This window comes from Granulicatella sp. HMSC31F03 (genome assembly GCF_001807725.1).
Lineage (GTDB): Bacteria > Bacillota > Bacilli > Lactobacillales > Aerococcaceae > Granulicatella > Granulicatella adiacens.
Genome location: NZ_KV790849.1, coordinates 30,728 through 43,046 on the forward strand (window position 1 = coordinate 30,728; position 12,319 = coordinate 43,046).

The 12,319-nt window shown below is 36.4% G+C and carries 11 protein-coding genes; 10 read left to right on the forward strand and 1 reads right to left on the reverse strand.

Annotated features, from left to right (window positions below; genetic code table 11):
* The 7 genes from HMPREF3106_RS02775 to HMPREF3106_RS02805 all read left to right on the forward strand — a co-directional run.
* Positions 1–896 (forward strand): ATP-binding cassette domain-containing protein (locus HMPREF3106_RS02775; protein ID WP_168160688.1); only part of this gene is annotated, 896 nt, incomplete at its 5' end.
* A 185-nt stretch (positions 897–1,081) separates the two neighbouring features.
* Entirely contained in the window at positions 1,082–2,050 is a 969-nt protein-coding gene (locus HMPREF3106_RS02780; RefSeq protein WP_070444461.1) for an asparaginase, read from the forward strand.
* A gap of 15 nt (positions 2,051–2,065) precedes the next feature.
* Complete coding sequence (gene rlmN / locus HMPREF3106_RS02785; protein WP_048709914.1) at positions 2,066–3,181, forward strand: dual-specificity RNA methyltransferase RlmN; 1,116 nt, start codon at positions 2,066–2,068, stop codon at positions 3,179–3,181.
* Between the two features lie 190 nt (positions 3,182–3,371).
* The gene (locus HMPREF3106_RS02790; protein WP_070444320.1) at positions 3,372–4,256 is read left to right on the forward strand and encodes an ABC transporter ATP-binding protein; all 885 of its coding nucleotides are present in this window, start codon (positions 3,372–3,374) and stop codon (positions 4,254–4,256) included.
* A gap of 36 nt (positions 4,257–4,292) precedes the next feature.
* Positions 4,293–5,483 carry a hypothetical protein gene (locus tag HMPREF3106_RS02795; protein ID WP_049555310.1) on the forward strand — a complete coding sequence of 397 codons (1,191 nt, stop codon included), beginning with the start codon at positions 4,293–4,295 and terminating at the stop codon, positions 5,481–5,483.
* Positions 5,480–6,541, forward strand: coding sequence for a hypothetical protein (locus HMPREF3106_RS02800; protein ID WP_070444322.1), 1,062 nt, complete (start codon positions 5,480–5,482; stop codon positions 6,539–6,541). Before HMPREF3106_RS02795 ends, HMPREF3106_RS02800 begins: the two co-directional genes overlap by 4 nt.
* A gap of 110 nt (positions 6,542–6,651) precedes the next feature.
* On the forward strand, positions 6,652–8,250 hold the full coding sequence (locus tag HMPREF3106_RS02805) for an ABC transporter ATP-binding protein (protein WP_070444324.1): 1,599 nt from the start codon (positions 6,652–6,654) through the stop codon (positions 8,248–8,250).
* Positions 8,251–8,314: 64 nt separating this feature from the next.
* On the opposite strand, the gene HMPREF3106_RS09525 is transcribed toward HMPREF3106_RS02805, so the two are convergent.
* Positions 8,315–8,455 (reverse strand): hypothetical protein, encoded by a 141-nt coding sequence (locus tag HMPREF3106_RS09525; RefSeq protein ID WP_168160689.1) that lies wholly within the window; start codon positions 8,453–8,455, stop codon positions 8,315–8,317.
* A 97-nt stretch (positions 8,456–8,552) separates the two neighbouring features.
* Between HMPREF3106_RS09525 and HMPREF3106_RS02810 the strand changes: the two genes are divergently transcribed.
* The 3 genes from HMPREF3106_RS02810 to HMPREF3106_RS02820 all read left to right on the forward strand — a co-directional run bounded on the left by HMPREF3106_RS02810 (position 8,553) and on the right by HMPREF3106_RS02820 (position 12,263).
* Complete coding sequence (locus HMPREF3106_RS02810; RefSeq protein ID WP_070444326.1) at positions 8,553–9,404, forward strand: helix-turn-helix domain-containing protein; 852 nt, start codon at positions 8,553–8,555, stop codon at positions 9,402–9,404.
* Between the two features lie 86 nt (positions 9,405–9,490).
* The gene (locus tag HMPREF3106_RS02815) at positions 9,491–11,104 is read left to right on the forward strand and encodes an ABC transporter ATP-binding protein (RefSeq protein WP_070444327.1); all 1,614 of its coding nucleotides are present in this window, start codon (positions 9,491–9,493) and stop codon (positions 11,102–11,104) included.
* Between the two features lie 379 nt (positions 11,105–11,483).
* Positions 11,484–12,263: a 3D domain-containing protein gene (locus HMPREF3106_RS02820; protein WP_246826958.1), complete on the forward strand. Its 780-nt coding sequence runs from the start codon at positions 11,484–11,486 to the stop codon at positions 12,261–12,263.
* Positions 12,264–12,319 lie beyond the last annotated feature (56 nt).

Consider the following 12,319-nt stretch of genomic DNA (forward strand, 5'->3'; position numbering starts at 1 on the left):
TAGCAAACTTACTTTCAGGATTAAGTTCATTTGTACCGCTAGCTATTGGGGTATATTTAGTTATTGTTGGGGACACTAAGTTAGCCACAGTTATTGCAATTTATTTAGCGAGTGATCGTATTGTTAGCCCGTTACTCAATGCAATAGATTACTATCAAAGATTTAATTCAATAATTCCTGTAATCGAAAGAGTGGAAAAGTATACGGAGTTTGAATGGACTCATTTAGAAAGCAAATCAAGTATCAGTACGGTATTTCCAATTGAGTTAAAAGAGTGCACTGTTCAAATTGATGGAATGACTATATTAAAGAAAATTAATATAGAAATGAATGGGAATGATAGGATACTAATTATGGGGCCATCAGGTTCTGGGAAATCTACACTTTTGGAATTACTATATGGAGTGCATGTATCTGAAGTTGGTGTGCAGAAGTATAATGGAGTTCATAGACAATTAGTTTCAGGAGATGATTTGAAGAAACATATTGGCTTCTTTACCCAGGAATCAAGGATTTTCTATGAATCATTAAAATTTAATCTCTCTTTAGGGGAAGACTATTCTGATAGTGAAGTTACTTCTGTTCTTCAAAAAGTGGGACTAGGTTATTTAGTGGATAGACTAGGATTACATAACTCAGAAGTAAATCTTGATGAGTCACTTTCTGGAGGAGAGAAAGCTAGAATTTGCCTAGGCCGACTATTACTTAGAAAATACCAATTACTGCTATTAGATGAGTTTTCTTCTGCCATTGATGAGGATACAACGATGATGATTAGAGAACTTCTTATAAAGGATAACATTCCATTTATAGAGATAGCTCATAGAGTTCCGAAGAATATACACGTATATAACAAACAGTATACTTTGGAATCAGGAGAACTAACTCTAAATTGAAGTGCTTTTTATGTTGAAAAAGAAATAGAATGTGAATTACGCGAAGTAGGGACTTGTTCCGTACTTCGCGTTTTAAATTTCGAAGGTATCATCATTTTATGTGTATTCATTTATAAATACTTCTTCACTTTTTATTATTTTGTGGTATCCTATGTAAAGAGAAAATGAAAGAAAGTAGTAGCACCATGAAGAAAATTATCGTCATCAATACTGGTGGTACGATTGCTATGAGTGAAGACCGCTCAACGGGCAGCGTAACACCAACAGGAACAAATCCATTAACAAACTCAGATACTCTTTTCGCACCGATCGCAAGTGTCGTTGTAGAGGACTTATTTAACTTACCATCCCCACATATGACGGAAGAAAAAATGTGGGAAGTTCAAAAGAGAATCGTCCAAGCACAAAAGGATGGTTTTGACGGAGCTGTGGTAACTCACGGAACGGACACCTTAGAGGAAACCGCGTATTTCTTAGAGTTGACAACAGATGGAACCTTCCCAATTGTATTGACCGGAGCGATGCGTTCCAGCAATGAAATCGGAGCGGACGGTTTAGCGAACTTACGCAGTGCCATTATTACGGTAACGAGTCCAGAGAGTGTAGATAAAGGCGTTCTTGTCGTGATGAACGATGAAGTCCATGCAGCAACGTATGTGACAAAGACACATACTACAAATGTTGCGACTTTCCAAACACCCACTTTTGGACCGCTTGGCTTAGTGTCAAAGAGTGAAGTTATTTACTTCCAAAAGTTCTTACATCATGAATATTATCCAATTAAAGAACTCGTGGATAAGGTATACTTATTGAAGGCGTATGCTGGAATGGATTCGATGTTATTTGATGCCATTGCCGATTCAGATGCTAATGGATTAGTCATCGAAGCTCTTGGGGCAGGGAATCTACCGCCAACGACACTTCCTGGGTTGCAACGTTGCTTGGATAAAGGAATTCCAGTCGTTCTCGTATCCCGTGCATTTAACGGTGTAACGTACGATGTATATAATTATTCAGGTGGGGGCAAACAGCTACGTGAAGCAGGAGTGATTTTCACAACTGGGCTTAGCGGACAAAAGGCTCGTGTGAAATTATCGGTGTTATTAAGCGCTCATGCGAATAGAGAAACAATCGTTAGAGCATTTCAAGTATAGGAAAGAGGATTAAATATGGTTAGAAAAATTGGACGAGTGGTTCGTCAATATGAAGGAAAACCGATTATTTACGGCATGCCACTAGAAGAACTAACTGCTTGGTTTGAAGCAAAAGGCGAAAAGAAATTCAGAGCAGGACAATTATGGGATTGGCTTTACCGCAAACGTGTAACCAGTTTTGAAGAAATGACAAACTTGCCAAAATCACTGATTGAAGAGTTACAAGAAGAGTTCACATTCCCAGTGTTAAACGAACGTATCAAACAACAATCAACAGACGGAACACGTAAATTCCTCTTTGAATTAGCAGACGGCCTCTTAATCGAAACGGTATTAATGCCACAAGAATACGGATTATCTATCTGTGTGACCACACAAGTAGGATGTAATATCGGATGTACTTTCTGTGCCAGCGGAATTATCGCAAAACAACGTGACCTTGTTGCAGGGGAAATCGTAGCGCAAGTCATGCACGTGCAACGTACTTTAGACGAAGTGTCTCCTGGGGACCGCGTTAGTCACATCGTAGTTATGGGGATTGGGGAACCATTCGATAACTACGATAATGTCATCAAGTTCTTAAAAGTTGTGAACTCTGATAAAGGGCTTGGAATCGGGGCTCGTCATATCACTGTGTCTACCAGTGGTTTGGCTCCAAAGATTCGTGAGTTCGCTGACGAAGGATTACAAGTCAACCTTGCACTTTCACTTCACGCGCCAGATAACGATACACGTTCTCGTATCATGCGTATTAACCGTAAATATCCAATTGAAGTCGTGATGGATGCGATTAATGAATATATTGCTAAAACCAATCGTCGTGTAACCTTCGAGTACATCATGCTCGATCACGTGAATGATTCGGTGGAACAAGCACAACAATTAGCTGATCTTCTTGCGGACAAGAAACGTCTTTCATACGTGAACTTAATTCCTTATAACAAAGTTCGAGAGCATGACCAATACGAACGAAGTGGAAAAGAACGCGTAGTTGCCTTCTACGATGTGTTGAAGAAAAACCACATCAACTGTGTCGTTCGTAAAGAATTCGGACATGATATCGAAGCAGCCTGCGGACAATTACGTTCAAGCCAAATGAAACGTGACCGCGCTGAAAAAACAAAAGCATAATAAAATAGATGAACCACACTTCAGAAGAGAGGTGTGGTTTTTGTGTGCAAAAATCAAATAATAGCAGATATTTTTATTGGAATTTGATTGAAATCTACAAAAGAACTCTATTTTACAAAAGAAAATTTGCTATAATATTAACAAAGAAAGCGGTTAAATTAAGATACAAGTACAGGAAGGAGTCGCTCGAATGCTAGAAGTTCATATTCAAAATTTTTCATATGGAAAAAAAGAGATTCTAAATCAGATTGACTTGCATCTTCCACCATCTCAGATTATTGGGCTAGTAGCACCAAATGGAGTAGGGAAATCTACGCTTATCCAAATACTGTCTGGACACTTAAGAAATAATGGCATTTCGGTGTGCTATCAAGGGAAGGATTATACAAACGAACCATTATTTATGAGACAACATATCGTGAAGATGCCGGATCAATCTGAATTATACGATGAGTTAAATGGAATCGAACATTTGAATTTCTATGCCTCGATGTGGAAGGTAGCTTCTGGAACTGTTCAAACTGTGATAGAGCAGTTGAAAATGGAAGACTATATTCATCAAAAAGTGGGTGGGTATTCACTCGGGATGCGGCAACGTCTTTGTTTTGCATTGGTGCTGGTTACAAAAGCAGATTACATGCTTGTGGATGAAGTGATGAACGGTTTAGATCCTGATAATGTGGAATTGATTTCTAAAGTATTGATACAGTTACGGGATGAAGGAAAAACAATTGTGATGGCCTCTCATTTACTGAACAATCTCGATTCGATTGCCGACAAGATTTATTTTATGAAAGAGAAACGAATCGCATTGGAATATTCACCGCAAAAAGAAGGCATCGATACACTTCAATTGACCTTTATTTCAAAAGTGTATTTCGAAAAGTTTGTAGAGCAATTTTCAAAAGAAGTAGAAATAATGAATCGCGAAGGAAGACAAATTAGCATTCACCTTACGGATGGGGAGTTTCCAAAAGAAATATGGAAGTGGATACTAGAAAACATCCATCAATGTAGTGAAATTAAGATTGGTGCAAAAGGTTGCTACGCCCTTTATAAAGAACTGTACGGATAGTACATTCAAAAGTTGAAAAAGAGAGGAGAAGCTAGAATGAGAACACAATTACTGTTGATTGTTCGAAATCGATTAATGAAAATTCAGTTCATCGGTTGTGTAGTGCTGATGGTTATTTTTCTTGTGATGAATTTTCAACAAAAATCTTCTCTCAATGAACTTTTGAATACCACTTTAAATCAAGGAGATAAAATTCATTTGATACTAATCAATGAATATGAAGAGGAAGCTAAGAAAAGAAGTTTAACGGAAACAGAGGAAAAATGGTTAGAGGATGCCGTTGCTTATCATCGTGCAGTAACAGCGTTTCAAAACCAAGATTATAAAACTTATATAAAAGAACAGATTCATTTTTGGGAGTTGCGACTTGAATTAAGAGATAAAGAACAATCGCCCCTTCCGATTTACAATACAATTGGATTTAATCCTAGTAAGCAGGAACAGTTAGAGTATAAAAATGTCAAACAATATTTAATGGAATTTCGTTCTTTAGAGGAGAAGGGTCGCTATCAATTAGACGATATTTTACAAATGCAGAATCGAATTTTTTGGATGGAATGGACAAAATATAATGAACCGATGCTTTACTGGTTGCCAGTTCTATTTTCAATCTTGCTACTATTTATCAGTCCTATCCTTTTAGACGATTGGAAGCATCGAAGTATATTAGGGGTGAAGCCGATTCGTCAGTGGAAATATTTATTACAAAAAATCAGTAGTTACTGGCTGGTGAACATGGCGCTTGTAATTCTTGTTTTATTTGTAGTTTCCCTAGTACAGAGTGTATCTTTTGGCTGGGACGCCCTCACTTCGCCGTTACTTGTATTTCGTGGGGAAGAGGAGGTTCTCATGCTTCCGTTTCAATTTATCGGGATTGTCCTACTCTTTGCAGCGTGTGTTCTCCTATTCTTAATCAATCTCGTCGCATGGTGTAATCAGTTGAGTAGAAATAAGATGGTAGGGTTCATCGCAGGGCTGATGGTTATTTGGGCAGAGCCTATCTTCCGTTCCATGAAGATTTATCCTTCTTTTGCAGACAAGTTGCCACTGTATTATGTGAACTTTGGCTCTGTCATCCAAGGAATGAAAGATGATTTTTATGCGACAGGTACATTTACGATTTCAAACGGATGTGCCAGTTTACTTGTAGGAGCGTTCGTGTTCTTCTTATTCACGGTTGGAACTTCTTGTTGGCAAGAGCGTCAGATACGAGGGGGTTCGGTATGAGTAGATGGGTTCAGTTAGATAGAATGCATTTAAAAAAACGAGGATTTTTCTATAAGATACCGCTTCTTATCTTAGTAGTTGCCACGCTTGTCATTGGATATCATCGCGTTACAGGGAAACCGGCCTTAAGAGATGTGATAGAACGACAATTTGCTCAGATAGATGATCTGAAAGATTCGTTTGAGAACCAAGTGACAATTGATGAAGATACAAAGAAAGAGATGGATACTACTTTTCAAGCGCTCTATCAAACCTATGCGCAAGAAAATGGGATTTATACAGTGAAGGGGAAAACGGAGCGGCTACTTCCGATTTATGAAAAGCGATTGGAATTGGTGGAATCTCTTCTAAGGCGTGCCCCAGAAGAATGGGCGGATTCGCTAGAGAGTCCTATGCAGATTAAAGCTAAACTCCAATTATTCCATTATTTAGTTGAAAAAGAGATATCCTACCAAACCTATTACCAGTATGGTGATTTTATACAGACGATTTTCCAACTTCTTGGTTACGGTATCCTTGTCTTCTTTTTCCTTGTGCAAGTAGGGGGATATTTAGAAAGAAAACAACGGCACCGAACGCTACTAGAAGTAGTGCCAATTTCTAATAAAGAAGAATTATTGGCAGAAACGCTCTATTCTTTGAAATACTTTTATGCTTTTCCTAGTCTGCTGGTGATTCTGCCTTTTGTGGCTTATGGATTCCTAATTCAAGAGAATGTTTTTTTGTTTCCTGTATCGTATGTTTCTAATGGGGAAACAATCTTTATTTCAGCGATTCAAGGGATTCTACTGGCGATCGGATATCCATTATTAGCAATTGTTGGGTTATTCATTGCACAGATGCTGCTCTTTTCTTTGATTAAAGATACGATGGTATCGACGATTGTCCTCTTTATTCTTGGATGTTTGAGTATTGGAGGATATTCGTTAGGGACTATTTTACCGATTAGTTTGTTACCAGCTCTACAACAGGGAGTACCGCTTGTGATAGGAGCTATTGTAGGAGTGGCCTTCTCCATTTTGTTTATTGGCATAAGACTAAAAAATATAAGGAAGTGAGGAACTAAGAAATCCTCACTTTTCTTTTATTTTCCGTCCAAAGTCCTATACACATTAGATTAAGACGATGTTAAACTATGAGCATAATAATTTGAAGTGGAGAGATTTAGATGAAGGTGATTTTCCAAAAATTTAAAAAAGAGGTGTTCGTGACTATTGCGATTTTAACATTAATTGCGACCTCTCAATTATTAACAAGTATTGTCAATGCAGAGATTTTAGACTATTTAGTAAAAATGGATATGAACGGGTTTATCCGTGAGACGATTCTTTTAGTCGCAATTTTTGCTTTATATTTGTTGTTTACCTATATGTTGATTCGCTATCAAGCGTTCTTTGAACAAAAGGTAGTTACTTGGTTACGAGATCGAATTAGTCATGCCATAAAGAACACTTCTTATGAACGCTTTTATGAGAAAAATAGTCAAACCTATATTTCTTGGTTTACAAGCGATATGGAACAAATCAGAACAAAAGCTTTTACGCCTACGGTTGAAGTCGTTGGGGGAGCCATCTCTGCTGTATTTTCTGCGGTAGCGCTATTTATGTATCATTGGTCTATTGTATTATTAACCGCTTTTTGTATTATTTTGATGGCAGTATTACCCGCATTGTTTTCTGGAGAGTTAACAGCTAAAACGATGAAAACATCTGAAGAAAACGAGCATTTTTCAAAACATGTTTCGGACTTATTAAGTGGATACGATACTTTATTCGTATTTAGAAAATTGAACTATTTGACTCAAAAAATCCATGAAAGATCTGTCAAAGTTGGAGATACACAACGAGATTTTAGTAAAACAATGGCAAAAGTTGCCGTAAGTGGTGGAATTAGTAATTTATTTTGCCAAGTTTCTGTCTTTGTTTTAACAGGATATCTAGCCTATATCGGAGAAGTGAGTATCGGTAGTATCATTGCGACAACAGGCCTTAGCGGAATCATTTTTAATGTTCTTGGAAATATCAGTCAGAAAATCGGTTCGATTAAAAGTACAGCTCCTCTCTTTGAAAAATATGAACTACTTGAGTCTGCGCAAAATAATGAGAATGTGGATAAAGAAGATTCTCATACGTTAATTGAAGTAACAGATGTCTCTTTCAATTACGGAGAAAAGGTGATTTTAAATCATGTGTCTCTTGGATTCAACGAAGGACAAAAATACGCGATTACTGGTGAAAGCGGAACAGGGAAATCAACGCTATTAAATATTATCGCTGCTAAATTAACGGAGTATTTAGGAGAAGTAAAATTTGCTGGGGTCGATGTGAAGAAACAATCCTATGATGAGTTATATCGTCAAATGGTCTATATCGCCCAAAAGCCACATATCTTCACGACAACCATTCGCGAAAACGTAACGCTCACAGAAGAGTATACGGACGAAGAAGTTTGGGCATCCCTTGAAAAAGTCGGACTCGCCACGATCGTACGAAACTTGCCACAAGGATTAGACACCGTTCTAGGCGATGGCGATTCAAATCTATCTGGCGGCCAGTTGCAACGCATTGCCTTCGCGCGTGGACTCATAAAAAAACCAAAAGTCTTCTTGCTGGATGAAGTTAGTTCCAACTTAGATGAAAAAACAACTATTGAGGTGTTGAAGCCAATCTTAGAAGATAAGAGTGTGACAGTCCTATGGGTAACGCACCATCTTCCTGAAGACTTGAAAGAAACAATCGATCAAACGATTCAGATGAGTGAGTTATAAGAATCTACTAAAACTAAAAAGAGACTTTCTATGAACTGTAGAAGTCTCTTTTTTGCTTGCTTTATTAATCTCCCCCGCGAATATTGATAATTTCAAATAATTCATATGAGTTCAAAGAAACATTATGCTTTAGGGCATTTGAAGCAAATACTGCCATTATAACCCCAGTAATAATTATAGTTGCGACCAAAAATTTTCGCATCACAAACTTCCTCCTTTCATATTCCTTATATTGAATTGTAACTTTTGGAAATTTATAATAGATATAAATCACAGTATTGTTGGAATGAGGCAGAATAGAAATGGAAAATAATGGTTATTTCATAAAAAAATTACGATTGTCTAAGAATCTTACTCAATCGCAACTTGCAGAAGGAATTCTATCAAAGAATTTTTTATCTCGTTATGAAAGAGGGGAGAGTCAAGTTAATGATTCAACATTCCTTCGATTACTAGAACGAATGAATATTTATTTTAGTGAGTTTGAGGAATTGTTTCAAGGAGAGAATAGCCAGAAAGAATTTTTGAATGAAGTCATCAAAGCAAAAAAAGAAAATGATGCGTATTTATGGGAAGTGTTAAAAAAACGCGAAGAAGAGGCGTTCGAAAAAAATAAGAATATAAGGCATTTACATAACAAAATTCTTATGGAAGCATTTCTTGCAGAGATGGATGGGCAAACATTGTCGAAAATATCAAAGCGTCAGATTTTAAACTACTTATTTGATATTGAGAATTGGGGGTTGTATGAAATCGAGCTTTTTGGGAATTTCACAATATTCTTTTCTCCTGAAGAAAACCATCAATTTGTTCATTTGTTGAGAAAGAAAAAGAATCACTTCTCTTCAGAAAGAAGATATATTGAAATTGCATCGAAATTATTATTGAATATTTTATTGAAAGACATTCTTCTAGGCTCTAAATATGGAGATGATATTTTAAGAGAAATTGAGCAATTATTAAACAGAGAAGGATTTTATGCGGAAAAAATGTCTGCACAATTTTTCAAAGGGATATTAATGATTCAGCGAAATCAAAAAACGGACGGAGAAAAGTTATGCCTTAAATCTATTCAATTCTTCTATGATTTTGAAGAAAATCATAAAGGAAAGTTATATCGTCAATTTTTATCAGAGCAGTTAAATCACAAGTAACACGATATGATTACTTTTTATGGCAAAAGAGGGGAGAGAATTATACTGAATTTGTTCGAACGAATCTATTTGAAGGAAGAAGAATAATGATTGAGATAGCACGAAAATTCAAAAAAGAAATTATAGCTTGTTTATTCTTATATATCATTATAGAAGGATTGAATTTGTCGACCAGTTTAATGAATACAAAATTAGTTGATAATTTAGTACAATCCGATTTTGAACATTTTTTTCAAAACGGCCTTATATTAATTACGATATTTGTATTCTTCTTGTTGTTTCAATATGGAATGATTCGTTATAAGGCATTCGTTACACAGAAAATTGCCACGTATTTACGAAACCGAATTGCGTTAGCTATTTCTAAAACAAGTTATGAGGAATTTTATAGTAAAAATAGCCAGAAATATATTTCTTGGTTTACCAGTGATATCGATCAAATTGAGAAAAAAGGAATCTCCATTGGGTTAGAATTTATTGCAGGGATGATTTCTGTCCTATTATCGATGATTGCGTTGGCGTGTTTTCATTGGTCACTTATTGTAGCCACATTAGTCTTGATTGTTTGTCTCTCCTATTTACCAAAGTTGTTTATGAAAGAGCTATCTAGCAAAACAGAAGAAGTAGCAATATCGAATGAGGAATTTTCAAAAACAGTTTCAGATTTGCTAAGTGGATATGAAACCCTATTTGTTTTTAGAAAGTTCAATTATTTCTTGGGAAAAATCAATAACCAATCCACTCAATTAGGAGGTACTCATTGCCGCTATAGCCAAACTCTAGCGAAAGTAGCAATTGCTGGTGGAGTAGGAAATGTGATAAGTCAAGTGTCTATTTTTTTGCTAACAGGATATCTAATCTTGCAATCAGAAATGAGTGTAGGAAGCATTGTGACTACAACGGCCTTAGCTTCAACCATTTTCAATATGATAGCCAATATTAGTCAATACGTTGCTATGATTCAAAGTACAGAGCCATTATTAAATCGGTTCAAGGAATTAAAGGAAGGGGCAGTAAAAGAGTCCTCTAATTCAAAAGAGAAACAGGAAACAATGATTGCAATTAATAATCTTTCGTTTTCATATCAGAGCCAGCTTATTCTACGTGATATATCACTAAACGTTACCGAAAATAAAAAATACGTATTATTAGGTGAAAGTGGTAGTGGTAAATCGACATTAATGAATCTAATTAGTGGCAAATTAAGTGGTTATATTGGTGAAATTATTGTAGATGGGATTGATGTTAATTCTGCGTCGCCTGAAATCTTGTACGAGAAAATTTGTTATATTAGCCAGAAACCTCATCTCTTTAGCGCGACTATTCGTGAAAATTTATGTTTCGATAAGCCTGTTGAGGATGATAAGCTCCTTACAGTCTTAGAACGAGTTGGGTTAAAAGAAATTGTTCTAGCCTTACCGAATCAGTTGGATACAGTTATCGGAGACAAAAATACAGATTTATCCGGCGGCCAGTTGCAACGAATTGCCTTTGCACGTGGACTTATAAAAAAACCAAAAGTCTTCTTACTGGATGAGGTCAGCTCCAACTTAGATGAAAAGACGACGGTTGAGGTGTTGAAACCTATCCTAGAAGATAAGAGCGTGACCGTTCTATGGGTAACACACCATCTTCCTGAAGCCTTAAAAGAAAATATCGATCAAACGATTCAGATGAGTGAATTGAATCATGTAAATTAAAGAAAATGAAGAGCCTTCCTACTGTTAAATAGGAAGGTTTTTTTGATGTAATATTCGATTTAATGCGATTTTTTCTTTGAAAAGAGCCAAAAATGATGTAATAAATGAAAAAAGTATGACTAAGAATCTAAGAAAGTTCTACGAAAACGTTACAGGAAGATATCGAATATTGCAGAAACATATGTTCTTGTCATTTGTTTGTAATAATAACATCAGAAAAAGTCAAAAAAATTAAGTGACCTTAACAAAGGGCGTAAAATCAACACTTTCATTTTTTTTCATGGTAACATAATTGCATTCATTAAGTTCGCGGCTCAAAAAATTTATGCGAACGAGATTTTTGAATTCTATAAAAGAGTCAAAAGTCGGAAAGGAAAATATGAAACCAATCAAGAAACGATTGATGATGGTGACAGCATCACTTGCACTATTTGGCTATGCAGGTTTTACAGCAAATTCAGCAAGTGCAAATGAAGTAGAATGGACAGCACGTACTGTTGAACAAGTAAAACAAGATGTGAAAAAAGATGACAAAGGGGTACAAGAGTACACAATTAAATGGGGAGATACTTTATCAGTAATCTCTGAAGCAACAGGCGCTTCACTAGATTCACTTGTTCAAGTAAACGAGATTCAAAATGCGAACCTTATTTACCCAGGAACAGTATTACGCTTCTCAGCAGACCAAAAAGAAGTGACTGTCAATAATGGCTCTCAAGAACATTCTTACCGTGTTCAAGATAACAAAGAAGTTAAAGAAGTAGAGAAGTCAGAAGCAACAACTTCAGCAAGCAATGAGACTGCACAAGCAACTCAAGCAACTGAAACAACACAAGCTGCTCAAACGACTCAAGCTGCTTCATCAAGCCAAAATGGCTACTACTTAACAGTAGAAGCTACTGCTTATTCATATAATGAAGCTGGTTTATCAAGCTACACTGCTGATGGAACAAACCTTGTGAATGAACCAAATGTGATTGCGGTTGACCCAAGTGTCATTCCATTAGGATCATATGTTGAAATTCCAGGTTACGGTATTTTCCGTGCTGCAGATACAGGTGGCGCGATTTACGGAAACAGAATTGACGTTCACTTAGTGAATTTAAATGATGTTTATAACTTCGGACGTCGTACAATTACTATTCGAGTATTACAATAATCACTGAATAGAACTTAACTTAACTTTTTGAGGAGTCGGGCTTACTAGACCCGGCT